The organism is Protofrankia coriariae, assembly GCF_001017755.1.
In the GTDB taxonomy this organism is placed as follows: Bacteria; Actinomycetota; Actinomycetes; order Frankiales; family Frankiaceae; genus Protofrankia; species Protofrankia coriariae.
In genome coordinates this window covers 74,273-98,879 of sequence record NZ_JWIO01000013.1, presented here as the reverse complement: position 1 = coordinate 98,879, position 24,607 = coordinate 74,273, and the positions used below count along the sequence as shown (strand labels likewise).

General features: G+C 72.3%; 20 protein-coding genes. 6 read left to right on the top strand and 14 right to left on the bottom strand.

Annotated elements, in window-relative coordinates; translation table 11 throughout:
• Positions 1–240: 240 nt before the first annotated feature.
• The gene (locus FrCorBMG51_RS09955; protein ID WP_047222773.1) at positions 241–1,917 is read left to right on the top strand and encodes a serine/threonine-protein kinase; all 1,677 of its coding nucleotides are present in this window, start codon (positions 241–243) and stop codon (positions 1,915–1,917) included.
• Positions 1,918–1,966: 49 nt separating this feature from the next.
• Here FrCorBMG51_RS09955 and FrCorBMG51_RS09950 read toward each other — a convergent pair whose 3' ends face one another.
• Complete coding sequence (locus FrCorBMG51_RS09950; RefSeq protein ID WP_047222772.1) at positions 1,967–2,464, bottom strand: hypothetical protein; 498 nt, start codon at positions 2,462–2,464, stop codon at positions 1,967–1,969.
• 254 nt (positions 2,465–2,718) lie between these two features.
• On the opposite strand from FrCorBMG51_RS09950, the gene efeU reads away from it, so the two are divergent.
• The 3 genes from efeU to FrCorBMG51_RS09935 all read left to right on the top strand — a co-directional run bounded on the left by efeU (position 2,719) and on the right by FrCorBMG51_RS09935 (position 7,069).
• Positions 2,719–4,833, top strand: a complete 2,115-nt coding sequence (efeU, locus tag FrCorBMG51_RS09945; RefSeq protein WP_235433462.1) for an iron uptake transporter permease EfeU — start codon at positions 2,719–2,721, stop codon at positions 4,831–4,833.
• Positions 4,834–4,903: 70 nt separating this feature from the next.
• A complete protein-coding gene (efeB, locus tag FrCorBMG51_RS09940; protein ID WP_200902396.1) occupies positions 4,904–6,277 on the top strand; it encodes an iron uptake transporter deferrochelatase/peroxidase subunit in 1,374 nt (457 codons plus the stop codon).
• Between the two features lie 291 nt (positions 6,278–6,568).
• The gene (locus FrCorBMG51_RS09935) at positions 6,569–7,069 is read left to right on the top strand and encodes a GNAT family N-acetyltransferase (protein WP_047222771.1); all 501 of its coding nucleotides are present in this window, start codon (positions 6,569–6,571) and stop codon (positions 7,067–7,069) included.
• Here the strand turns inward: FrCorBMG51_RS09935 and FrCorBMG51_RS34575 are convergent.
• The 6 genes from FrCorBMG51_RS34575 to FrCorBMG51_RS09905 form a co-directional block, all read right to left on the bottom strand.
• Entirely contained in the window at positions 7,066–7,515 is a 450-nt protein-coding gene (locus FrCorBMG51_RS34575) for a radical SAM-modified peptide, FtsH ternary system-associated (RefSeq protein ID WP_200902395.1), read from the bottom strand. The two genes, FrCorBMG51_RS09935 and FrCorBMG51_RS34575, sit on opposite strands and share 4 nt — an antisense overlap.
• Complete coding sequence (locus FrCorBMG51_RS09925; RefSeq protein ID WP_200902394.1) at positions 7,460–8,647, bottom strand: radical SAM protein; 1,188 nt, start codon at positions 8,645–8,647, stop codon at positions 7,460–7,462. The genes FrCorBMG51_RS34575 and FrCorBMG51_RS09925 overlap by 56 nt, the downstream gene beginning before the upstream one ends.
• Positions 8,640–11,216, bottom strand: coding sequence for a WD40 repeat domain-containing protein (locus FrCorBMG51_RS09920; RefSeq protein WP_047222770.1), 2,577 nt, complete (start codon positions 11,214–11,216; stop codon positions 8,640–8,642). Before FrCorBMG51_RS09920 ends, FrCorBMG51_RS09925 begins: the two co-directional genes overlap by 8 nt.
• Positions 11,217–11,380: 164 nt before the next feature.
• Positions 11,381–11,974 (bottom strand): TetR/AcrR family transcriptional regulator, encoded by a 594-nt coding sequence (locus FrCorBMG51_RS09915; RefSeq protein ID WP_047222769.1) that lies wholly within the window; start codon positions 11,972–11,974, stop codon positions 11,381–11,383.
• A gap of 196 nt (positions 11,975–12,170) precedes the next feature.
• Positions 12,171–12,950: an AfsR/SARP family transcriptional regulator gene (locus FrCorBMG51_RS09910; RefSeq protein ID WP_052914524.1), complete on the bottom strand. Its 780-nt coding sequence runs from the start codon at positions 12,948–12,950 to the stop codon at positions 12,171–12,173.
• Between the two features lie 141 nt (positions 12,951–13,091).
• Positions 13,092–14,546, bottom strand: coding sequence for an MFS transporter (locus FrCorBMG51_RS09905; RefSeq protein WP_047222768.1), 1,455 nt, complete (start codon positions 14,544–14,546; stop codon positions 13,092–13,094).
• A 248-nt stretch (positions 14,547–14,794) separates the two neighbouring features.
• Here FrCorBMG51_RS09905 and FrCorBMG51_RS09900 point away from each other — a divergent pair, with 248 nt between their 5' ends.
• A complete protein-coding gene (locus FrCorBMG51_RS09900) occupies positions 14,795–15,406 on the top strand; it encodes a TetR/AcrR family transcriptional regulator (protein ID WP_047222809.1) in 612 nt (203 codons plus the stop codon).
• On the opposite strand, the gene FrCorBMG51_RS09895 is transcribed toward FrCorBMG51_RS09900, so the two are convergent.
• From FrCorBMG51_RS09895 to FrCorBMG51_RS33085, 4 genes are read right to left on the bottom strand one after another with little or no spacing between them, the layout of a single operon-like run.
• Positions 15,357–16,961 (bottom strand): dipeptide ABC transporter ATP-binding protein, encoded by a 1,605-nt coding sequence (locus FrCorBMG51_RS09895; RefSeq protein ID WP_047222767.1) that lies wholly within the window; start codon positions 16,959–16,961, stop codon positions 15,357–15,359. The two genes, FrCorBMG51_RS09900 and FrCorBMG51_RS09895, sit on opposite strands and share 50 nt — an antisense overlap.
• A complete protein-coding gene (locus FrCorBMG51_RS09890) occupies positions 16,942–18,348 on the bottom strand; it encodes an NtaA/DmoA family FMN-dependent monooxygenase (protein ID WP_047222766.1) in 1,407 nt (468 codons plus the stop codon). Before FrCorBMG51_RS09890 ends, FrCorBMG51_RS09895 begins: the two co-directional genes overlap by 20 nt.
• A gap of 43 nt (positions 18,349–18,391) precedes the next feature.
• Positions 18,392–19,072: an LLM class flavin-dependent oxidoreductase gene (locus FrCorBMG51_RS33090; protein WP_338052725.1), complete on the bottom strand. Its 681-nt coding sequence runs from the start codon at positions 19,070–19,072 to the stop codon at positions 18,392–18,394.
• Positions 19,069–19,494: an LLM class flavin-dependent oxidoreductase gene (locus tag FrCorBMG51_RS33085; protein WP_476742140.1), complete on the bottom strand. Its 426-nt coding sequence runs from the start codon at positions 19,492–19,494 to the stop codon at positions 19,069–19,071. Before FrCorBMG51_RS33085 ends, FrCorBMG51_RS33090 begins: the two co-directional genes overlap by 4 nt.
• A 504-nt stretch (positions 19,495–19,998) precedes the next feature.
• On the opposite strand from FrCorBMG51_RS33085, the gene FrCorBMG51_RS09880 reads away from it, so the two are divergent.
• A complete protein-coding gene (locus FrCorBMG51_RS09880) occupies positions 19,999–21,057 on the top strand; it encodes an MsnO8 family LLM class oxidoreductase (protein ID WP_235433465.1) in 1,059 nt (352 codons plus the stop codon).
• A gap of 30 nt (positions 21,058–21,087) precedes the next feature.
• On the opposite strand, the gene FrCorBMG51_RS09875 is transcribed toward FrCorBMG51_RS09880, so the two are convergent.
• The 3 genes from FrCorBMG51_RS09875 to FrCorBMG51_RS09865 are packed head-to-tail and all read right to left on the bottom strand — an operon-like array spanning position 21,088 to position 24,535.
• Positions 21,088–21,942 (bottom strand): ABC transporter permease, encoded by an 855-nt coding sequence (locus FrCorBMG51_RS09875; protein WP_047222764.1) that lies wholly within the window; start codon positions 21,940–21,942, stop codon positions 21,088–21,090.
• Positions 21,939–22,883: an ABC transporter permease gene (locus FrCorBMG51_RS09870; RefSeq protein WP_047222808.1), complete on the bottom strand. Its 945-nt coding sequence runs from the start codon at positions 22,881–22,883 to the stop codon at positions 21,939–21,941. The genes FrCorBMG51_RS09875 and FrCorBMG51_RS09870 overlap by 4 nt, the downstream gene beginning before the upstream one ends.
• The gene (locus tag FrCorBMG51_RS09865) at positions 22,880–24,535 is read right to left on the bottom strand and encodes an ABC transporter substrate-binding protein (protein WP_139342285.1); all 1,656 of its coding nucleotides are present in this window, start codon (positions 24,533–24,535) and stop codon (positions 22,880–22,882) included. The genes FrCorBMG51_RS09870 and FrCorBMG51_RS09865 overlap by 4 nt, the downstream gene beginning before the upstream one ends.
• Positions 24,536–24,607: the final 72 nt, after the last annotated feature.

Sequence of the window (24,607 nt, the reverse complement as noted above, 5' to 3'; positions counted from 1 at the left end):
GCGGCCCGCCGCCGGCCCCGGCCCCGCGGCGGCTCGCACCGACGACGAGCGACAGCTGGCGGGCCGATGACAGATGTCGGATCGACGACAGACGTCGAATCAGACATTGGATCAGACAGATGACGGATCACGCTGTGTGCGACGAGAAACTGTCGGGGCGATACGGTGACTTCCACGAAGCGGTGACTTCCACGAACATCGCCGTGTCCATGCCTTTCTCACCGCGACGGGGAGCCGTCCATGTCCGGTCAGGATGTCGGCGCGCCCGAGGGTGCGCCGCTGGTCCCTGTCCAGCCCCTGCGGGTGTCCGACCCGCGGACGCTGGGCCGCCACCGGCTTGTCGGCCGGCTGGGCAGCGGCGGGATGGGCGTGGTCTACCTTGCCGAAGGCCCGCTCGGTCGGGTCGCGGTCAAGCTGGTCCGCGCCGAGCTGGTCGACGACGCCAGTTCGCGGGTGCGGTTCCAGCGTGAGATCCAGGCGTGTTTCCGGGTGCGCAGCCCGTACACCGCCCAGCTCGTGGACTTCGAGCTCGACGCCGAGCAGCCGTGGCTGGCGACCGAGTTCGTCGACGGGCCCGACCTCGACCGGCGGGTACGCGCCGAGGGCGGGCCGTTACCCGCGGACGCCCAGCTGACGCTGGCCACCGGGCTCGCCGAGGGGCTGGCGGCCATCCACGCCGCAGGGCTGGTGCACCGCGACCTCAAACCGTCCAACGTGCTGTGGACCGGGCAGGGCCCGCGGATCATCGACTTCGGGATCGCGGCGGTGGCCGACGCCCGCCCGCTGACCACCACCGGCCAGTTCGTCGGCACCCCGGCCTGGGTCGCCCCCGAGCAGGCGACCGGCGACGAGACCACCGCGGCCACCGACATCTTCGCCTGGGCCGGGATCGTCGTCTTCGCGGCCACCGGCCAGCCGCCCTTCGGCACCGGCCGGCCCGAGGTCGTCCTCAGCCGCGTCCTGTCCGGCGGCCCGGCGGTCGACTACGACCAGCTCGCCGGGCCGCTGCGGGAGCTGGTCCACGCCGCTCTCGCCCGCGATCCCCGGCAGCGGCCGTCCGCCCAGGCGCTGCGGGACGACCTTGCTGGCATCAGCCCCGCTGACAGCGACCGAGCAGCCGACGGCACGCAGGCGGCACCCGCCGAATCCGCCACTGTGCTATCCCCCACCGTCACCGTCCCGGTGCGGCCCACAGCCGTGACGGCGGGACCACCGTTGCCGGCCACCGTCCACGACCAGCCCGCCATCCCCGCACGGCCCGCACGGCCCACACGCTGGGCGCGGCCGGCCGTACTCGGCGCCGCCGTGGTTGTCGTGGCCGGGGCCGCGATCGCCGGGATCCTCGCCACCCGGGGGAGCGGGGACGACGCCGGCGATTCCGACTCCGGAGCGGAAACGGCGGTGGCGGATGCCTCCTACCAGGCAGACGGCCCATGGCGGGCCGTCGTCCGCAACACCCTCCCGGTCCCGACCGACACCTGCGAGATCATCCTGACCTCCGCCGACACCGGCGAGAACGTCCTCCACCAGGGAGGGCTGTCCGGAACGTGGTCGTTCCAGGTCTCCCACCCGGGAAATTTCCGGTGGCAGGTGAGCGACCCCGGCTGCCTGGTCGAGCCGCAGGCCGGGGCCGGAGCCGCGACGTTGCCCTTCACCCACCAGGCCAACACCGGCGACACCGACGCGTTCACCGCCGAGGGCCGCGTCGCCGTGGAGATCCTGGACTTCAACGGCGCCGAGGAATGCGGATTCACCCTCCGCGACGCCACCACCGGCGACGACCTGGACTACGGCACCGTCCAGACCACCAGCGCCGACAAGTCGCTGCTGCTGAACCCGGCCGGCCGCTCGCAGCTCTATCTGATCGACACCAGCGGCCGATACTGCGGAATACGGGTGTCGTCCGCCACCGCCTGACCGGACTCGGCTGTCAGGGCCGCGGCTGTCCGGCTCCGGGGCCGACCGGCTACCCGCCCAGGCCGCCGGAGACGGTGCCCGACGCGCGCGAGAGCGCGTCCGCCGCCTGTGACAGCGCGCTGTAGGAAAGGTCCGCGGCGGCGCCGTATATGTCCTGGGGGCTGCTCGTCCCGGCACCACCGGCATCCGCCCCGGCGGCGTTGCCCGGCCCGGCACCGAAACCGGCGGGACCGGTGTCCGCGACGGTGCCGGCCGTGGGGCCCGCTGTGGGGCCGGCCGTTGAGTTGCCACGGGAGCCGGCCGCGACCGAGATGGTGTTCGAGGCACCGGAGAGAGCGCCGACGGACAGACCCACGGCAGCCTGGAAGAGCTGGGTGACGCTCGTGTCGACGCTGGTCGCGCCGCCGCTGTCAGCGCTGGGGTCGGCGCTGGTCCGGGCATCGGCGGGGAAGGAGATGGACGCGCTGGCCGGAGCCGCACCGAGGAGCGTGGCGAGCGCTCCGGTAGCGGTGAGGACGCCGGCGCGGCGCAGGGCTCTGGCGTTCATGCTTGCCCCCAGCAGGTATCCGTAGTGTCGATCTATCTCCTGCAAGGTAGCCCCCCGGCACGGGCCGAAGGGCCCGTCAGCCCCCACTGTGGTAACGATCTCTGCCGCCCCGGCGCGGGCATTGGCCGCGGACGCCGGAAATCCGTTTCGTGTCCACCCGCTCACCAGGAGTACGGATATTCAATTAGGTGAGCCTAACTTTTTCTTCTGGTACCTTTCCCTGAGCCCTTTCGCCGAACGGCGATCACAGGACGATGACGGAGGCTGCGGACATGTGGACGAACTTTGTCCCGAACCTGCTCATCGGATTGCGTGAGGGTTTCGAGGCGAGCCTGATTGTTTCGATTCTGGTCGCCACGCTCGTGCGCGCCGACCAGCGCGCCCGCCTCCCCCAGGTCTGGACGGGAGTGCTCGCCGCCGTCGCCCTCTCGGCGAGCTTCGGCGCGGTCCTCACCTTCGCGGCCACCTCGATGTCGACCGCGGCCCAGGAGGCGTTCAGCGGTGTACTGAGCCTGATCGCGGTCGGTTTCGTCACCGTGATGGTCTTCTGGATGCGGCGGTCGGCACGGACGCTGTCCGGTGAGATCAGCGGCCGGGTCATCGCCGCGCTGGCGATCGGCCCTGGCGCGCTGGTCCTCACCGCGTTCCTGGCGGTCGCCCGAGAGGGCCTGGAGACCTCCCTGTTCGTCTGGACGACCGCCCGGGGCGCGGACGAGTCGGTCGGCCCGCTCGTCGGCGCCACCGCCGGGATCGCGCTGGCCGCCGCCGCCTGCTTCGCCCTGTACCGTCAGACGCTGCGGATCAACCTGACAAGGTTCTTCAGGATCACCGGTATCGGGCTGATCGTGATCGCGGCCGGCGTCACCGGGTACGGGCTGGCCGACCTCCAGGAAAGCGGTCTCCTACCGGGCAGGGCGACCACGGCGTTCGACCTGACCGCCACCATCGACCCGAGCTCCTGGTACGCCAGGCTCACCGAGGGCATTTTCAACATCACCCCGCGGGTGACCGTGCTCCAGGTCGTCGGCTACCTCGCCTACCTGCTGCTGGTGCTGCCGCTCTTCCTGCGGGGCACCGGCACCACCACGCCGGCCACCGCCACCGAACCGGCCACCGCGCCGGCCACTGAACCGGCCGCGGCGGCATCGGATCCGGCGGATCCGACGCGGCCGGCGCCTCGCGGGAGGCGGTGGGTACCGCGCGCGGTGCCCCGCTGGGTGCTTCCGGTGGCCGTCGTCGCGCTGCCGGCCATCGCCGCCGGTGCCGCGATCCTCGCGCTCGGCCCGTCCGACGACGCCCACGCAACGACGATCGAGGTGACCGCGGGCTCCTGCGCCGAGGGCTGGCAGGCGCCACGCCCCGGCCGGCAGACCTTCACCGTCCACAACGGCGGTGGCCGTGGTCTGGAGGTCCGCCTGATCGACCCGGTGAGCGGGGCGATCCACGCCGAGATCGAACTGCTCGCGCCGGGCACCAGCCGGCCGTTGTCGGCGACCGTCGGCGGCGGCACCTACGCCTGGCAGTGCCTGCCCGGCAACGACCCGCCCATCGTCTCGGCGAGCCAGCGGGTGACCGGCCCGAGCGCCGGCGGCCAGGCGATCATCCCGGTGACGGACGAGGCCATGGCCGGGCCGCTGGACGCCTATCGGGCGTTCGTCACCGCCGGCCTGGTCACCCTGCAACGCGACACCGACACGTTGCGCGCGGACGTGGCGGCCGGTGACCTCGACGCGGCCCGCCGCGACTGGCTCACCGCCCATCTCGACTACGAACGCCTCGGCGCCGCGTACGGCACGTTCGGCGACTTCGACGCCGCGATCAACGGAGGGCCCGACGGCCTGCCCGGCGGTGTCACCGACGAGGACTTCACCGGTTTCCACCGTATCGAGTACGGGCTGTGGCACGGCGAGAGCGCGGCGGCGCTCTCGCCGCTGGCGGCCCAGCTCGCCGATGACGTCACCGAACTGGGCAGGGCGTTCCCGACCCAGGAATTCGATCCCAACGACCTGGCCCTGCGCACCCACGAGATCCTCGAGAACACCCTGCAGTTCCAGCTCACCGGCACGGCCGATCAGGGCAGCGGCAGCACGTTGGCCACCGCGAGCGCGAACGCCGAGGGCACCCGCGAACTCCTGAAGATCATTTCTCCGCTGCTGGCCACCCGGGCGCCGGACACGCTGGCGGCGGCCGACCGGCGGCTGGACGCCTTCGCGACACTGCTGCGCCGGACCGCCAGCCCGGCGGGGACCTGGATCGCCCCACAGGCTCTCCCCCTCGCCGACCGGAAGCGGCTCAACGGCAGCCTCGGGGGGCTGCTGGAGACCCTCGCGCCCATCCCCGACGTCCTGGAGATCAGAAACGCCGGATAAGCCGGACGAGCCCAGCCGGCCTCTCCCACCGCGACCCCGACACCTCCTCCAAACACCCGGAGCAGCGCCGATGACCGAAACGCCCGCGTCGCCCGAGCCGCCCACGGCTGCCCCCTCGCCGAGGGCCGCCGAGACGGCCGCGCCCTCGCCGCCGCACCGGCAGCAGGCGGAACACGACCTCCCGGTGGCCGCCCGGCGCCGCGGCGGGCCGTTCGGCGCCGGGCTCGGGCGCAGGTCCTTCCTGGCCGGGGCGTTGACCGCCGGTGCCGCGGTGGGCGTCGGCGGCACCGCGCTCGCGACCACCGCCGGTGACGACCAGGACGGTACCCGCGGCAGGGATCCGGACCAGACGGTCGACTTCCACGGGACCCACCAGGCCGGCATCCTCACGCCGGCGCCGGCGGCGGCGATGTTCGCCTCCTTCGACGTGATCGCCACAGACCGCGCCGGGCTGACCGAACTGTTCACGACAATCACCGAACGCGCACGCTTCCTGACCGCGGGCGGCGTCCCGGTCGACCTCGGGACGACCGCCCCGCCGTCCGACAGCGGCATCGTCGGGCCGGTGGTGCCCCCGGACGCGCTGACCGTCACCGTCGGAGTGGGCGCCTCCCTCTTCGACGACCGGTTCGGCCTGGCCGACCGCAGGCCTCGGCGGCTGACCCCGATGCGCACCTTCCCCAACGACGCGCTGGACCCGGCGCACTGTCACGGCGACCTCAGCCTGCAACTGTGCGCGCACAACCGCGACACGGTCCTGCACGCGCTGCGGGACATCGCCCGGCACACCCGCGGCGGCATGCAGCTGCGCTGGCGTGTCGACGGCTTCCACAACCCGCCCCGGCCGTCGGGCGCCCAGCGCAACCTGCTCGGTTTCAAGGACGGCACCGCCAACCCGGACGTCACCTCCGCCGCGGAGATGAACCGGCTGGTCTGGGTGCGCGGCGACGACGAGCCCGCCTGGACCGAGGGCGGCTCCTACCAGGTCATCCGCATCATCCGCATGCTGGTGGAGTTCTGGGACCGGGTCTCGCTCAACGAGCAGGAGATGATGATCGGCCGGCGCCGGGACACCGGAGCCCCGCTGGACGGCACCGTGGAGGCCGACACCCCGGACTACACCCGCGATCCCGAGGGCGGCATCATCCCGCTCGACGCGCACATCCGACTGTCCAACCCACGCACGCCGGCCACGGACAGCTCCCGCATCCTGCGCCGCGGCTACAACTACGACCGGGGCATCGACAGCAACGGCAACCTGGACATGGGCCTGCTCTTCTGCTGCTACCAGCAGGACATCGCCCGGCAGTTCGAGACGACCCAGACCCGGCTCATCGACGAGCCGCTGGTCGACTACATCAGCCCCACCGGCGGCGGCTACTTCTTCGTCCTGCCGGGTGTCCGCGACTCCACCGACCACCTCGGCCGCGCCCTGCTCGCCTGACCTCCCCGCCCGAACCCGGCGCGTTGAGCCCGCGGCCGGCGGCTGGGCCGCACCCCGACCGCACCAGCTCACCGACATCGAGACCGACTCACCGACATCGAGCGGGCTGCCCGCAGGGCACTGCCCCTCCCCCAAAAACGATCAATGACCTCGGTCCCGACATGCGGGCGGGACCGCCGTGTCGGCATCCACCAGGCGTTCCGCGGCCTCACGTGCTCGGTCATCTGCCCGTGGAAACTCCACGGATCTCCGTACATCTCCTTACAACCGGGTCTCACTACGATTCGGGGCATGGAGACGCTGTCGCTGGCCGACGGAGCCGTTCTTCGCCCGGCACGGCCGGGCGATGTCGAGGGCATCCTCGACTGTGTCAGAGGGCTGGCCCGCTACGAGCGGGAGCCCGACGCGGTACGAACGACGGTCGACGACCTGCACGCGGCGCTGTTCGGCCCGGCGCCGGCGGTGTTCGCCCACGTCGTCGAACGGGACGGCGAGATCGTCGGCATCGCGGTCTGGTTCCTGAACTACTCCACCTGGACCGGACGGCACGGTATCTACCTGGAGGACCTGTTCGTCCGTGAGGACCAGCGCGGCCGGGGCTACGGCCGTGCGCTGGTGACCACGCTGGCCCGGCGTTGCGTCGAGCGGGGGTACGCCCGGCTCAACTGGGCGGTGCTCGACTGGAACACGCCCGCCCTCGACTTCTACGACTCCCTCGGCGCCCGCCCTCTACCGGAATGGGTCGGCCACGTCCTCACCGGCGACCGGCTCACCGCACTCGGCACGCCCTAGCCGCACAGCATCTGTTCCGTGGCGCCACCGCCGAGATCGGCCAGCAGCGCCTCCAGGACGGCCGGGCGGAACGCGTCACCGAGAATCTCCACCCCGGACCCGGTCACGGTGATCCGCAGCCGGACCAGCCGCCCGTCCGGATGGTCGGCGTACTCGGACGCGTCGATGAGGTCTGGCAGGGACTCGACGAACGACGGGCTCTCAGCAGCGGTGGACGCCACCTGCCGGCCGCCGCCGGCCGGCCCCGCGGCACCCCCGGGTTCCCCGGGCGCGTCCCCGGCATCGGCATCGGCATCGGCCCCGAGCGCGGCATCGGCATCAGCATCGGCCCGCAGCGGACTCCTGGTCGAGACGGAGCCGGCGGCCCGCTGGTCGCGGCCCGGATCGGTCTCAGCCGCCAGGGGGCTTCCGCTCCCGTGGCCCCGTGTGGTCGTTGGCTCTCGCACCGGCTGTCTGGGCTCCTGCACCGATCGTCCCCCATCGTCCCGGGATCGACTGCCCGCAGTGCGGGCAGAGGCCGTGCGTGACCGCGGATTCCAGTGTCTCCCAGATGCCGCGTCGCACCAGCACGGTGTCACATGTCGGGCAGCGGGTCTGCCGGCCGGCGGCGCCGAGGGCCCGTTCGACGTAGACGAACCGCAGGCCGGCGTCCCGCCCGGTCGCCCGCGCCGCCTCCAGCACCTGCGGGCTGGTCGGCGGCGGCCGGCGCATCCGGAAGTCCGGGGTGAAACGCAGCAGGTGCCAGGGGATGCCCGGGTCGATCCCGGCGAGGTGGCCGGCGATGGCGCGCAGCGCGTCCGCCCCGGCGGACACCCCCGGGATCAGCGGTGTGGAGACCTCCACCCACACGCCGGCAGCGCGCAGCCGCTCGACCGCATCCAGCACGGGACGCAGCGGCGCACCGGTCAGCCGCCGGTGCGCGGACTCGTCCGCGGCCTTGACGTCGATGTTCACCGCGTCCAGCGCGCCCGCGACCAGGTCGATCGCGGCGGCGGTGAGGAAGCCGTTCGTCTTCCACACGATCGGCACGCCCGCCGGGGCGGCGAGGGCCGCGAGGTCCAGGGTCAGCTCCGGGGCGAGCCCGGGTTCGGTGTAGGACATGCCGAGGGACGCGCCGTCCGCCGCCGCCCGTTCGACCAGTTCGGCGGGCCGCACGGGCCGGCCCGTCCAGGCGACGTCGGCGACCTGGCCGTACTGGGACAGCCGGTGGTTGACGCAGTAGTTGCAGCGGAACGAGCATCCCGGCCCGGCGATCGTGAGCACCCTGCTGCCCGGCCGGACGTGGTACAGCGGCTTGCGCTCGACCGCGTCAAGGTGCTGGACGGCGAGGGTGTAGGTGGCGGTCTCCAGCACCCCGGCGTGGTTGCGCCGTACGGCGCACACACCGGTCTCACCCGGCCGCAGCTCGCACCCGTGCGGGCACAGCAGACAACGAATCCGCCGATCACCCTCACCGCCTGCCCCGGACGCGCCGCCGGCGGACGTGTTCTCACCGGGCGGGCTCCCGTCGGACGAGTTCTCGGCGGGCTCGCCGAGAACAGCCGCCCGCCACACCGGCCCGCGTGGGCCGTCAGGCACGGCGCACCCCGGACGTATACGAAAAGTAACGATTCATGCCGTCAGCCTGGTCGTTGGAGGCGAGGAGGGCGTGGATGGCGGCGGCGAGGCTGGCGGGGTCCGGATGGGGCGGGAGGTGATGGTGGTAGCGGCCGTCGGGACTGTGGTTGGTGTGGCCGCGGGTCCGGGTCCGGCCGATCTGACTGGTGGGGGGTTCATCGCCGGGGGTGTGGGTGGTCAGGAGGCGTAGGTGGGGTCCGAGCGGGAGGGGGCGGTCGTCGGGAAGGTGGTGATGGGTGAGCAGCACGGTGGTGGGCTGCGAGGTGTGTTCCGCGGTGCGCAGGGCCGCAGGCAGGTCGGGGGGATGCAGGGTGCGGCTGGTCCAGATGACGGCGAGGTCGGCCGGGCTGGTGAGCGGGAGCGCAAGGGCGGGCTGGTCGAAGGTGATCAGGGTGGGATGGATGCCGTTGTGCCAGAGGACGGTGGTCAGCAGGTGGGCGGTCAGGCGCAGGAGGGTTTCGGCAGGTCCGTAGGTGGGCGGGCTGGTGTCGAGGATGATCGTCACAGCCTGGGGTGGAAGCGTGGGGGTGGTGGTGTGGTGGCGGTAGAGCAGGTCGCCGCGGGCGAGGCGGAGGGTGAACAGGTCGTCGGGCAGGGCGTGATGGGTGGGCAGCAGGGCGCGGGGGGTGCCGTGGTGGGTGATGCCGGTGGTGCCGGGAGCGCGCATGCTGGTGACGGCCTGCCCCGTACCGGCGGTGGTGAGGGCGGTGACGGTGAGCAGGAGGGTGTGCTGGCGGGTGGGCAGCGGCGGCATGGCCAGGGCGCGGTCGCGCACACGCAGCGGGAGGGTGGGGTCGGTGGCGACGGCGGCGGGGCCGATGAGCTCGAGCAGGGCGGCGAGTCGGGGAGTGACGCGGGCGGCAGCGGCGGCGAGCTGGTCGAACTGACGGGGCGTGAGCGGTGCGGCCGGGGAGCCGGATGGGCTGTGCAGGGCGGTGGTCAGGGCGCGATGCTGGCCGGTGGGCGTACTGCCGGCCGGGGGGATGACGCGGGAGTCGGCGGGCAGGGCGGCGGCGAGCAGGGCGGCCAGCCCGACGCGGGCGGCCGGCGGCCAGGCCAGCGCACGCAGTCGGCCGATGCCGGGATGGCTGGCCAGGACGTGTAATCGCGGGTCGTACAACCCCGGGCTGTCCCCGGCTGGTGGACGCCCCGCGGTGGGGATGGCCGTGGGAGCGCCGTTGGTGACGGCGGGGCCGGTGGTGGTGCCGCCGGTGAGGGTGATTAGGTCCGCGATCAGGGACAGTGGGGGCCACAGCCCGCCGGCGCCCAGCAGGACCAGCCCGGCCGCCGCGGTACGAAGCGATGATCCGACCGGGCTGGTCCGCGCGGGCGCCGAAGACGTGGTCGAGGTCGATGCTGACGGATGCGGCACCTCCACCGCCCACACCATGGCGTCGCTGCCGCCGGTGGCGAGCAGGAGCCGGCTCTCTCCGCCGACGGCCCACGCCACCGACCAGACCGGGCCGGCGTAGCCGGTGAGGGTGCGCAGGCAGGCACCGCTGACCGGATCCCACACCCGCACCGTGCCGTCGAAGCTGCCGGAGGCGAGTAGCGGAGCTCGGCCGTCACCACCGGCGGCCCACGCAACCGAACCGACTCCGTCGGTGTGGCCGATGAGGGTGTGCAGGCAGGCACCGCTGGCCGGATCCCACACCCGCACCGTGCCGTCGCCGCCGCCGCTGGCGAGCAGGAGCCGGCCGTCCCGGCCGGTCGCCCACGCCACCGCGTCGACCCCGCCGGTGTGGCCGGTGAGAGTGTGCAGGCAGGTGCCGGTCAGGGGATCCCATACCCGTACCGTGCGGTCGTAGCCGCCGCCGCTGGCGAGCAGGTGCTGGCCGTCCCGGCCGGTCGCCCACGCCACCGAGTTGACCCCGTCGGTGTGGCCGGTGAGGTTGCGCAGGCAGCTGTCGGCGAGGGTGTCCCACACCTGCACCGTGGCGTCGCGGCTGCCCGCGGCGAGCAACGGCCGGCCGTCACCGCCGGTCGCCCACGCCACCGACATGACGCTACGGGTGGGGCGGCGGGTCATGGTGTGCAGGCAGGCGCCGGTGAACGGATCCCACACCCGCACCGTCGTATCCTCACTGCCGGTAGCAAGCAGCAGCCGCCCGTCGCTGTCGGTCACCCACGCTACCGACCAGACTCCGTTGGCATGGCCGGCGAGGGTGTGCAGGCAGGTGCCGGTGAACGGATCCCACACCCGCGCCGTGGCATCCTCACCACCGGTGGCAAGCAGCAGCCGCCCGTCCCGCTCGGCCGCCCACGCCACCGACATGACCGGGCCGGTATGGCCACCGGTCAGGGTGGTCGACGATTCGGCGACAGCGACATCACCCGGCGCCCACGGCTCGTCCCGCCAGGGAGCTGCTTCGGTCGGCCGCGCGTCGTCGGACAGGGGTGAGACCCTCGCGGGATCACCCGTGCGGCCCACGGTGCGGGCATGTGTGACCGCCCAGGCGCGTAGGGCGGCGTCCACGGGCGGGGTGGTGCTCGCCTGACCCGTCGGACCGTTCTCCCGCTGCTCGTCCACGCCGCCTCGCCGCCCCGCCAGTGCTGTCGCCCGCCGACACCTGCCGACGTCGCCCCGCGGCGATCAGCGTAACCCCGGCGCATGCGGATCAGTTCGGTCAGCCGGCCGCCGGCGGCTGCCCGCGACTGGCCAACGGCCCGTGACAGCCCGGTGGCGATGCGCTGTCAGCGGTCCCGGACGGTGATGCCTGCCAGGATCAGGTGGAGGAAGCGAGTGCTGCCGTCCCTGTCGGGCAGTGCGTTCTCCCGTACCCATGCCGCGCCGCCGAGCAGGTCGAACAGTTCCTCGGGGGTGAGGTCCGCGCGGACCCGGCCGGCGTCCTGAGCCGCCCGCAGCAGCTCCGCCCCGCAGCGGTGCATAGCCATGCACACGGCATGTGACGGTGTGCCCTCGTCGTACATGCTCTGCGTCAGGATCTCGACCAGCCCCCGGAAGGTGCTGAAGTGCTCGATGGCGTTGGCCATCCAGTCCGTCAGCGCGTCGAGCGGGTCGACGCCGTCGGCTCGCATGCCCTCGGCGCGCGCGACAAGCGCCTGCAGACCGTCCCTGGTCGTGGCCTCGACCAGACAGGCCCGGGTCGGGAAGTGCCGGTAGAGGGTGCCGATGGCGACCCCCGCCTGGCTGGCGATCTCCTCCAGTGACGCGTCGGAACCGGCGGCGTCGAACGCCTTGCGCGCGGCGCTGAGGATCGCGTCGTAGTTGCGTCTTCCGTCAGCCCGCTTGGGACGGTGGGCGATGTACGGTACGGCGCCTCCCATCGACCCTCCTCTCGCGTCTCCCCGCTGGCAGCCTGAGCATTTCTCATGTTGGGAGCGCCCGGCAACAGGGATCCGATCACCAGTCGGGACAAACAGGGCGATCCACGACGTCGGGATGGCAGGGCCACCGGTCCATCAGGCCACCGGTCCACGCGGCCACGCAGCCGGGCGGCCACGCAGCCGGGCGGGAAAGAAGTCAGGCCTGTCCCGTCACGGCACAGTCGAGACTGTCGTTCAGGATGGCGTTCTGGAGTCGGCGCATCGTCTCACCGGGCTCGAGCCCGAGCTCGTCCCGTAGTACCCGCCGGGTGTGCTGGAACACTCTGAGCGCTTCGGCGCGCCGGCCCGACCGGTGCAGCGCGAGCATCAGCTGTTCCCGAAAGGCCTCGTGCAGCGGGTGCTCCTCGACCCAGTTCGTCAGGTCGCCCACCAGCTCACGGTGGCGTCCCGTCCGCAGCAGGCAGTACGCGATCGACTCCAGGCATTCCAGCTGCATCTCCTCCGCCCACCGCACAAAGGTGGTTGTGATCGTGCCTTTGCCGATCCCGGCCAGCACGGGCCCGCGGAAAAGCCGCGACGCCGCGCTGAAGCTGACGAGCGCCCGCTCCGGATCAGGCATGCGGTTCTCCCGCCCGCGGGCATGCGACACCCGCAGTTCACAGGTGTCCAGCAAAGCCTCGTCGACCGCGAGCAGATAGCCCTGCGGGTGCGTTACGATCACCGCGTTGCGCACCCCGAAATGGGCGAACATCTTACGTAGATGAGAAACGTAGACGTGCAGTCCGGCGCGCGCCCGGCGGGGCCGTTCCTCACCCCAGATCTCGCTGATCAGCTCCTCGGAGAAGACCGGGCGGTTCGCGCGGATGAGAAGCACGGCGAGCAGGGTCTCGATTTTGGCCGCGCTGATCGTCCTCGGGCCGTCCCGGTCACTCACCAGTTGGAGAGGGCCAAGCAACTCGAATCTCACGGTTTCCACAGCCCTGTCCTTCGCGGATACAGCCCTGTCCTTCGCGGATACCGAGACGACGGATGTGGCTGACGGGGCGACGGGCTGAAACCCGCTTCGCGTGACATGGCCCCCACCAGCGTGATCGGGATACATCTGGCCGGCGCCGCGTCAGGTGCTCTCGATGGCGAGTTCGGGCCGCGCGGCCGGCTTCCTGGCACCCGTCAGCCCGAGCACGGCCAGCGCGAGCGCCGTCGCGGTGTAGCCGACCCCGACGTAGAACGCGATCCGGTAGCCGTGGACGACATCGGTGGCGGTGCCGGCCGTGCCGGAGGTGACGGCGCCGAACACCGCCACCAGGATGGCCAGCCCGATCGATCCGCCCAGCCGCTGCGAGACGTTGAGCACCCCGGCGGCGGCGCCGGCGATGCCGGGTTCCACGCCGGCCAGCGCGATCCGGGTGACCAGGGCGAACTGCAGCCCGATGCCAGCGCCGAAGAGCGTCATCGGCCCGAACACGGCCGCGAGGTAGGAGCTGTGCTCGGTGATCCGGGTGAGCCAGACGGTTGCTGTCAGGGTGGCGACCGCACCGGTGATCAGGACGGGTTTGGCGCCGAACCGCGCGGACAGCCCGGACACCAGCTGGGAGAACGCGAAGATCCCGACGCCCCACGGCACGAACGCCAGCCCGGCCTGGAACGGGGTCAGCCGCAGGATGTTCTGCAGGAACTGGGTGACGAAGAAGAAGATGGCGAAGATCGACCCACCGAGAAGCAGCAGCAGCAGGTTCGCGCTGACCCGGTTGCGGTTGCGGAACAGCGCGAGCGGGGTCAGCGGCGCCTCGATCCGCCGCTCGACCGCCACGAAGGCGGCCAACAACAGCACACCCACCGCGGCCAGCGTCAGCGGCTCGGGCCAGGCGTCGGACGAGCTGCGGATCAGGGCGTAGGTCAGCACGGTGACCCCGAGGGTGGACAGCATCGCCCCGGTGATGTCGAAGCGCCCGCTGGCCCTGTCCGACTCACGGATGTGGACGGCCGCGAGCGCCGCGACGAACACCCCGATCGGCACGTTGACGAACATGGTCCAGCGCCAGGAGGCCCATTCGGTGAGCACCCCACCGATGATCATCCCGGCCACGCCGCCGGCCCCGGACACCGCGCCGTAGACGCCGATGGCCCTGGCCCGGGCCGGCCCGGCGAAGTTGGTGGTGATCAGAGCGAGCGCGGTCGGTGACGCGACCGCGGCGCCGACGCCCTGCAGGGCCCGCGCGGCCACCAGTACTCCCGCGTTCGGCGCGAGCCCGGCCAGCAGCGAGGCCAGGGTGAACAGCCAGACCCCGGCGAGGAAGACACGTCTGCGCCCGAGGATGTCCCCGGCCCGCCCGCCGAGCAGGAGCAGCCCGCCGAAGGTCAGCGTGTAGGCGTTGAGCACCCAGGACAGCCCGGTCGGCGAGAACCCGAGGTCGAAGCGAATGTCGGGCAGCGCGATGTTGACCACGCTGGAGTCGAGCACGACCATCAGCTGGCTCACCGCGATCGCGGTGAGGACCAGCGCCGGCCGGCCACGGGGTGCCGGACCGGCGGCCCCGGCAGTGGTGGGCGCGCCGCTGGGCGAGGCAGCCATCAGCCCTCCGTTGACAGTGAGACGTCGGCAGTGGAAGAGACCCGGTGGGAAAGATCTGGATAAATCAGGAGAAACCGGTAGATGCTGTGGAAGATCGAGAAAGTCCAGGGGATGTCGGGATGGATCGGGCGGTATCGTCGACGCGACTGCTCGTCGATAAGAAACTAATCCGTACCCTATTGAAGCGGTAGCATACGTCAAGAAACTGGAGCGTTTCTTCTTCTGGCGTGCTCAAGGAGGTGCGGAGCGTGTCGACCAACGCTCCCGCCGTCCAGGGGGCGGACCAGGCCTCGCACCCTTCCAGACGCCGCAGGGGGCCTGCCCTACAGGAAGCGATCTTCAGTGCGGTCTTCGACCAGATCAACGAGATCGGCTACGCACGGCTGACCATGGACAGGATCGCGGCCGCCGCGGGCACCAGCAAGGCGGTGCTCTACCGCCGCTGGGAGAGCAGGGAAAGCCTCGTGCTCGACGCCCTGCGAGAGAGCCTGCCCACCGTGCCGGAGCCGCCCGCGGGTCAGAGCCTGCGGGCGGACCTGCTCCACGTGCTCGAGGCGGTGCGCTCGGCCTTCACGGTCACCAAGGGGACCACGTTCCACCTGGTCGCCGCCGAGGCCGGTGGGGACTGCCGGGCGCTGGCCGACGAACGCGTGTTCGTGCCCGCCCACCGGGTGATACTCGGCGTCCTGGGCCGCGCGACCGGCCGGGGCGAGATCAGTGCCGAGCTGGTCACCGACCTGATCGCGGGCATCGGTCCGGCCCTGCTGCGCAGCCAGGCCATCGACGGCCCGGTGCCGGACCCGGCGACGGTCACCGCGATAGTGGACGAGATTCTTCTCCCGCTGCTGACCGCGCGCTGACGTCCAGGCTGGGCACGGCCGCGAGCAGCGCGCGGGTGTAGGGATGCTCGGGGTGGTCGAACACGGCCTCGGTGGCGCCCTCCTCGACCACCCGGCCGTCCTTCATGACCGCCAACCGGTCGCTTGTCCGCTCGACCACACCGAGATCGTGCGTGATGAGCAGCAACGCCGCCCCGGTGTCGCGTTGCAGGCGCTCGAGCAGGTCCAGGACCTGCGCCTGCACCGAGACGTCCAGGGCGGAGACCGGCTCGTCGCAGACGAGCACCTTCGGCCGTGCCGCCAGCGCCCTGGCGATGGCCACCCGCTGGCGCTGACCGCCGGACAGTTCGTGCGGACGCCGGTCGGCGATCCGCGGGTCGAGATCGACGGTGCCCAGCAGCTCGATGGTCCGCTCCTCGCGGCGCCCGCGGGCCACCCCGGGCATCGCTTCGCCGATGATCCGGCGGACGGTGAACCGCGGGTCGAACGCGGCCTGCGGGTTCTGGTGGATGATCTGGATGAGTCCCCGCCGGGGGCGCCGCTCGCGTTCGGCCAGCGCCGACCACGGCGCCCCGTCGAAGAGCACCTGGCCGTCATCGGGTGTGAGCAGGCCCGTCGCGATCCGCGCCACCGTGCTCTTGCCCGACCCCGACTCCCCGACCAGCCCGAGGGTCTCCCCCTCGCGCAGCGACAGCGACACCGCGTCGACCGCCATCCCGGGGGACTTCGGGTAGGTCTTGCTGATGGCGTCGATCTGGAGCACCGGCGCGCCGCGAGCCCGCCGCCCCGGCCGCCGGCGGGTGCGCCTGTCGGGCACGGCGTCGATCAGCAGCCGGGTGTACGGGTGGGCCGGGCTGTCCAGCACCCGGGCGGTCGCGCCGGTCTCGACGATCGCACCGTCGTGCATCACCGCGACCCGGTCGGCGAGCCTGGCCACCACGGCGAGATCGTGACTGATCATCAACAGGCCGACACCGCTGTCCTTGATCCGGCCGAGCAGCCGCAGGATCTGTTCCTGGACGATGACGTCCAGCGCGGTGGTGGGCTCGTCCGCGATGAGCGCCTTCGGGCCGGCGGCCAGCGCGGAGGCGATCAGGGCGCGCTGGCGCAGCCCGCCGGAGAGCTGGTGAGGGTACTGGCCGCGGCGTGCCCGCGGGTCGGGGACGCCGACCTCGCGCAGCAGCTCGGCGACCCGCTCGGCCCGGGCCTGACGGCGGTGGCCGGTGTGCAGCTTCAGCGGCTCGCCGATCTCGGAGCCCACCCGGCGCATCGGGTCCAGGGACACCATGGCGTCCTGGAGCACCATCCCGACGACCCGGCCGCGCACCGCCTGCCACTGCCGCCGGGAGAAGGCCGTGGCGTCCTGGCCGTCCAGCCGCAGGCGCTTCGCGGACACGACCGCGCGGGGCCCGGCGAGCCCGAGCAGCGCACGCACGGTGACGCTCTTCCCGGATCCGGACTCGCCGACCACGGCGAGGCACTCCCCCGGCTCGACATGGAACGACACGCCGCGCACGACCGGCTCGGCCTGCCTGCCGAAACCGACGGTGAGCCCGTCAACCTCGATCAGGCTCACCGGGCTCCTCCCAGCCGGCGGGGGCCGGGCCGGCAGGAGCCGGCAGGCCGAGGTTCTCCCGCAGGGTCGTGCCGGTGTACTCGGTGCGGAACACGCCGCGCTCCTGCAGTTCGGGCACGACGGTCTTCACGAACTCGTCGAGACCGACGGACGTGGTGTGGCCGGTGAGCACGTACCCGTCCGCGGCATCGCTCTGCACCGCCTCGTCGATCTGTTCGGCCACCTGGCTCGGTGTGCCGAGGAAGGTGTGCCGCAGGGTCACATCGATGATCAGTTCGCGGATGGTCAACCCCTTGCGCTGAGCCCGTTCGTACCATTCCCGGGCGATGGCGGGCGGCTGCCTCCCGCCCGCGGTGTACCCGGCGTACCTGGGTGCGCCGGGCTCGTCGGAGGCGAGCACCGGCGGCACCGGGCCGTCCGGGTCGTAGCCGGACAGGTCCCGCCCCCAGACCTGTTCCAGTCGGGCGATCGCGTTCTGCGGCGTGATCTGCTGACGGGCGATCACCCGGGAGCGCTCCCGCGCGTCGGCGACGGAGTCACCGAGAATGCACTGGCTGCCCGGCAGGATCCTGATGGACCGAGGGTCGCGGCCGGCGGCGATCGCCCTGGCCCGGATGTCGGCGTGGAAGGCGCGTCCGGCCTGCGGGTCGGCGTACATGCTGAAGACGACGTCGACCGTGTCGATCGCGAACTGCCTGCCGTCCGCGGAATCCCCGGCCTGTATCAGCAACGGGTACCGCTGCGGGCTGGTGGGCAGGCTGAACCGTCCGGAGATGTCGAACTGGCCGCCGCGGTGCCGGTAGCTGCCAGCCGCCGGATCACCGCGGAAACGCCCGCTCTCCTGGCCGCCGACGACGGCCTCGACCGGCCAGCTGTCCCACAGCGTGCGGGCGGCCGCGACGAACTCCCTGGCCCGCTCGTACCGCTGCTCGTGCGGCAGGTACCCGCCGCGCCGGAAGTTCACCCCGGACTGCGGGTCCGAGGTGGTGACGATGTTCCAGCCGGCCCGGCCGCCGGAGAGGTGGTCCAGCGTGGACAGCTGCCTGGCCAGCTCGTACGGCTCGTTGTAGGTGGAGCTGGACGTGGTGACCAGCCCGATGTGGTCGGTCACGGCGGCCAGCGCGGTCAGCACGGTCAGGCCGTGGTGACGCCCGCTGATCTCCAGGTCGTAGAACTCCCCCTTGTGCTCACGCTGGCGCAGCGCCTCGGCCAGCATGAAGAAGTCGAACTTGCCGGCCTCGGCGGCCTGCGCCGCGTAGCTGATCGAGGAGAAGTCGATCTGGCTGCGCGACTCCGGGTCGCTCCAGGCTATCCAGGGGCTGCCGTGCGGGAAGCCGGCGGCGAGGATCACCTGCTTCTTGCGGGGCTTGGGCTCCGACGAGGTCATCGATGTACTCCCAGGGCACGCGTGGATCGGCGGGGGCGGGGCGTCAGGCGGCGTAACGGTTCGCCGGCCGGCCGAGGCCCAGCCGCTCACGGAGCGTCGCGCGGGTGGCGCCCTCGTGGACGCGGGGCAGCAGGCCCTGGTTCCGCAGCTCCGGCACCAGCCCGCGGCTGATGGCTACCAGGTCGTCGGCCGCCGACCCGGGGCGCAGGCGGAAGCCGTCCAGGCCGACGGCCCGCCAGCGCGCCAGCCGCTCGGCGAGGACGGCCGGGGAGCCGACGAAGATCTCGGCGTCGCTGGTCAGCGGCTCGCCGGCCAGCTCGTCCCAGCGAGCCCTGCGGTCGGCCGCCGCCGGCCAGCTCTCATCGAGGAGGACCAGCAGGTCCGCGAAGATCTTCAGGGGCGGGCCGGGTCGTCCGACCTGCTCCTGCGCGGCCTGCAGCCGCGTCACGACCGCCCGCGCGTCATCGATGTCCTGTGGGGTGACGTACACGATGTCCGCCGCCTGGGCGGCGAACCGGTAGTCCGCCACGCCGTGCGCCAGCACGGCCACGACCGGCTGCCCCTGCGGCGGGCGCGGGGTGATCGACGGCCCGCGCACCGCGAACCTGGAGCCGTGGAAGTTGATGTGGTGCAGGCGGGAGCGGTCGAGGTAACGGCCGGTGTCCACGTCCCGGATGACCGCGCCGTCCTCCCAGCTGTCCCACAGCGCGCGCACCACCTTCACGGCGTCGGACGCCTCCGCGAGCAGGTCCGCGGCCAGCGCGGCCTGCCGCTGGGGGTCCCGCGGTGTGAACTCGNGGCCGGCCGCCGGCCGAAGTTGCCCGCCTCCGCGGCGGTGTCGGACATCTTCACCTGCCAGCCGGCCCGGCCCTCGCTGACGTAGTCGAGCGTGGCGATCGCGGTGGAGACGTGGAACGGCTCGGTGTGGGTCACGGTCGCGGTGGGCAGCAGGCCGATCGAGCTGGTCAGCGGGGCGATCCCGGCGGCGAGCTGGACGGCGTCGAACCGCCCGGCGAAGCGGTCGGTCCGGTCGTCCACCGGCCCGGTGAGCTCGTCCTCGAAGGTGACGAAGTCGACCTGGCCGCGCTCGGCCTCGGCGGCCTGGCCGGCCCAGTAGCGCAGCCGGTAGAACTCGCGCGCGGGCACCGGCGCGAAACGCCACGCGGCCGGGTGCCAGCCGGCGCCCTCCAGCGCGACGGCGAGATGAAGCGGAGCGTGACCTGCCACGGCTCACCACACTTTCCGGACGTCCTGGCGCAACCGCCGGTGCGGCCATCAGAAAAAGATCGCCCAGCACCGGCGCTTCGATATGATCGTGGCAGCCGGTAAAGGCGTGCGCGGCCTTCGGGAAAAGCCGACGCGGCGGCGTTCCCAACAGACAACGCAGCCTCCACGAAAGCTGACACGAATGAGACGGCCGGCACCGGAGTCGGTCTTTTGCGCGGCCTGACGACTGGGCGGATCTTACAGCCGTCCGAAGGGTCGGACAAGAGTCGCGGCAGGCGGCACGACTATCATTTTAGTATGGCTTTAGAATTGCTCCAGAACACGTAATACAAAAGACAACGGAACAGCGGTACGCTGCTCTGCGCGGGGCCGCTCCTGAAAAGGCCGCCCAACACACCAGCCTGCCGAGGAGCTCGATTGACCGTGCTGTCCGTGCTCGACCAGGGGCCGGTACGCCGCGACGCCGGCCCACGGCAGGCCATCCACGACTCCGTCACGGTGGCGAGGGAACTCGACACGGCCGGCTACGCCAGGTACTGGGTCGCGGAGCATCACGGCACCGCCAGCCGGGCGATCTCCGCGCCGGAAGTCCTCATCGGCGCCATCGCCTCGGCCACCACCCGGTCTCGGGTCGGGGCGGGCGGCACGATGCTGCCGAATCACACACCGCTGCACGTGGCGGAGCAGTTCCGCATTCTGCACACGCTGTATCCCGGCCGGATCGACCTGGGAGTCGGCCGCGCGACCGGCGCGACCGACGCGGTCACCGGCGCGGCCCCCGCCAGGGGGCTCCAAGGGGACCCGGCCCCCGCCAGGGGGCTCCAACAGGACAGGGACGTGTTCGACGCGAGCCTGCGGGAACTGCTCGCTTTCGGCGGCCGGCGGGAATTCCCCGCCGGGGCCGCGGCCGGTGACGCCGATATCCGGGTAATGCCGGACGACGTGCCGCTGCCGCCGGTGTACCTGCTCGGCTCCAGCGCGTCCGCCGCGCGGACGGCCGCCGCTCTCGGCCTCCCGTACGCGATGACCGCCGGCTTCCGCGACCCGGCCCTGGCCGTCGAGGGGCTGCGGCTCTACCGACAGCGGTTCACCCCGGCCCGCGACGGCGATCATCCGTACGCGATCGTGGTGCTCCGGGCGTGGGTCGGTGACGACCGGGAGCACGCCGAGGCGCTCGCCGCGCCGGAGCGGCTGGCCAACGTGTGGCAGCTCGCCGGTGACGCGGCGGCACTGGTGCCGGTGCACGAGGCGCTCGCGTACCGGTTCAGCGAGCCGGAACGCGCTGTGCGGGACCGCCTCGACCTGCGCTCGGACCTGGTCGGTGGGCCGGCGGAGGTGGCCGACCAGCTGGCGGCCCTGGCCGGGGCGAGCGGGGCCGACGAGGTGATGCTGGTGACCAACACCTACGAGCCGGCCGACCGGGTGGCGTCGTTCCGCCGGCTGGCCGCCGCCGTGGGCCTCGCCGCCCCCGCGTCGGCCTGAGATCGTCGACCCGGGATCAACGGCCTGGGATCAGCGGATGGCGCGGGCCTGGATGTTGCGTCCCAGCAGGGTAAGCGTCAGGACCACGGCGACCACGGCGAGGCCGGGGAACACCGCGATCCACCACGCGGTGCCCAGGTACTCCTGGCCGTCGGCCAGCATGGCGCCCCATTCCGGCGACGGTGCCGCCGGCCCGAGGCCGAGGATGCTCAGGCCCGCGGCCGCGGTGATCGCCGAACCGGTGCCGATGGACGCCAGCACCACCAGCGGCCCGGCCACGTTGGGCAGCACGTGACGGGTCAGGTAGCGCCAGGGCGGCACCCCGAGCCCGCGTGCGGCCTCGACGTACTCCGAGCGGATCACCGCGAACGCCTGGCCGCGCACCAGCCGGGCGAAGTGCGGGACCGCCGCGAGGCCGATCGCCAGTGCCACGTTCGCCGACCCGCGGCCGATGATGGCCACCACCAGCAGCGCCAGCAGGAGCTCGGGAAACGCGAGCAGCACGTCGACGAAGCGCATCAGCACCCCGTCCACGACGCGGCCCGCCGCGGCCGACACCAGCCCGAGCAGGATCCCCCCGCCGACGCCGATGATCACGGCGCCGATCCCGGTCAGCAGGGAGATCCGGGCCCCGTGCACGACCCTGGTGTAGACGTCCCGGCCAAGCTGGTCGGTGCCGAACGGGTGCGTCAGCGACGGCGACCGGAAGGTGCGCGCGGTGTCGGTGACGTCCGGGGCACCCGCCGTGAGCAGAGACGGGAAGAGCATCACCGCGGCGAACACCACCAGCAGCACGGTGCCGGCCAGCAGGACCGCGCGCTGCCGGCGGCCCACCAGCGCGGGAGGCGCCGTCGCGACCCGCTCGAGCTCCAGCTCGACGCTCATCGCGCGCGCTCCGCCCGCAGCCGGGGGTCGATCACCGGGTACAGCAGGTCGACCACCGTGTTGATCAGCACGAACGTCACCGCGGAGAGCAGCACCACGGTGGTCACCACCGGGATGTCCTTCGACATCACCGCGCCGACCAGCAGCCGGCCGATTCCCGGGCGGGCGAAGATGTTCTCCACCAGCACGGTGCCGCCGATCAGCGAGCCGACGATCCAGGCCGACAGGGTCACCGCCGGGGTGACGGCGTGACGCAGCGTGTGGGCGAGTACCAGCCGCAGCTCGCCCGCCCCCCGCGCCCGCACGCTCAGCGCGAACGGGGCGCGGTCGGCCCGCTCCAGCTCCTGGCGCATGACCTGCGCCAGCGTCGCCCCCAGCGGCAGCGCGAGGGTGAGCGTCGGCAGCACCAGGCCGAGCCCACCGCTCGCGCCGATCGACGGGAAGATCGGGAAGCGGAAGGAGAACAGGGTCAGCAGCACGAGCCCGAGCCAGAAGTTCGGCACGGACGCGACCACCAGCTCGAGCACGGTGGCGGCCGTGCGGCCGACCCGGCCGCTGGCGGCGGTCACCACCACGGCGATCACGGCGATCGCCAGGCCCGCGAGCGCGGCGGACACGGCGAGCTGCATCGTCGGCAGGACCTGGTCGGCGAGCAGCCGCTCGACCGGCATGTCCCGCTGGTACGAGCGGCCCAGGTCACCGGTCAGCAACGACCCCAGATAGTCGAGGTACTGCACGACCACCGGCCGGTCGAGCCCGTAGTCCGCGATCACCTGGGCGCGCAGCTGGGGTGTCGCGGTCAGGCTCGGGCCGAGGATCGCGTCCGCCTGGTCGCCCGGCACCAGGTGCAGGGCGACGAAGGTCAGGGTGGCCGCCCCCCACAGGACGAGCACACCGGCCGCCAGCCGCCTGCCGACGTGCCGCAGCACCGCCGCGGTCATGCGCCGCTGGCCCACACGTCGTACAGGAACGGCCAGCCCGCCGAGTCGAACTCCAGCCCGTGCACTGTCGGGCGCACCGCCAGGCTGCGCTTCGCCACGTAGGTGGGCAGGCCGTAGGCCTGGTCGATGACCCGGGCCTGCACCCTCCGGTAGAGATCGTTCTGCTTGTTCAGGTCGATCGTCCTGGACGCCTCGTCGAGCAGCGCCTCCAGTTCGGGGTCGTCGACCCATGCCTTGTTGCCGCCGCCCTGGGTGACCAGGCTCCTGGCGGAGAACAGGTTCCCCAGGATCGAGGGGTCGGAGCCGCCCCAGGCCAGCCCGCTCACGTCGTAGTCGCCGGCCAGCGTCCGCTTGATGTAGGTGGGCGCGTCCAGCTCGGTGAGCACGACCTCGACGCCGATCTTCTTCAGTTCGGCCTGGAAGGCGGTGTCGTAGTTGCGGCGCTCGGAGGTGGTGTTGGCGGTGGCGAAGGGGAACTGCAGGCTGAACCGGGCACCGTCCTTCGTCCGGTAGCCGTCGCCGTCCCGGCCGGTGTAGCCGAGGCTGTCGAGCAGGCGTTCCGCCCTGGCCCGGTCGTAGCCCCAGCTCGACGCCAGCCTGTCGTCGTAGCTGCGGGTCGACGGGCTCAGGATCGAGCCGGCGCGCTGGTACTGGCCCTGGAACAGCCCGCCCGTGATGGACGCGACGTCCACCCCGTACAGGATCACCCGCCGGGCGTCGGCGTTCCGGAACAGCGGCCGGCGGGTGTTCAGATAGTAGGTGTACGGCGACCCCGGCACGTCACGGCTGATCAGGGTCACCGACGTCTGCCGGCGCAGCCCGGCCAGCTGTGCCGCCGGGACCTGGTCGGCGATGCCGATCTGCCCCGAGGTCGCCGCCGCGACCCTGCTCTGGTCGTCGATGACGAACTGGACGGTGTACCCGTCCAGGTAGGGCCGGCCGGTGTGCCTGGCCGTGCCCGGCCCCCAGTTGTAGCCCTCGCGCCTGGTGAAGACGGCCTGCTGGCCCTGCACCACCGAGGTGAAGACGTAGGGGCCGGTGCTCACCGTGAACTGGCCGCCGGAGCCGAGGGAGTCCGGATGCTCCGCGAGCGCCCTGGGCGAGTGGAAGCCGAGGTAGGGCCGGCTGACCGCGTGCAGGAACTGCGAGTACGGCCTGCTCAGCGTGACCTCGACCCGGTGGGAGTCCAGCACCGTGCTCGCCTTGTACGGCCCGAGCAGCGACTTAGCGTACCTGGACTTCGTCTCGGGCGCGACCACCCGGTCGAAGTTCACCTTGACCGCGTTCGCGTCGAACGGGGTGCCGTCACTGAAGGTCACGTCCTCGCGCAGTACGAACGTGTAGGTCAGCCCGTCGTCCGACACCGTCCAGGACGTCGCCAGCCACGGCAGATACCTGCCGTCCGGCGTCTCGGAAACCAGCGAGTCGAACACCGGACGCAGGATCAGGCCGAGCACGTCCTCGGTGCCGACCTGCGGGTCCCAGCCGATCGGTGAGGTCGGCTCGGCGAAGACGAGACGGCCGCCCGGCCGCGGCGTACCGTCGTTACCCGCCTGGTCCTCCCCGGTGCCGCACGCGCTCACCGCGGAACCGGCGAACAGCGCCACAAAGGACCCCGCGGACAACGACAGAAATCTTCTCCGCGTGTCCACCAGAAAACTCCGTTCCCGAAATGACGAAGGCACCTTCGGCCCGGCCCGCACGTGGATGCCAAGTACCAGGTG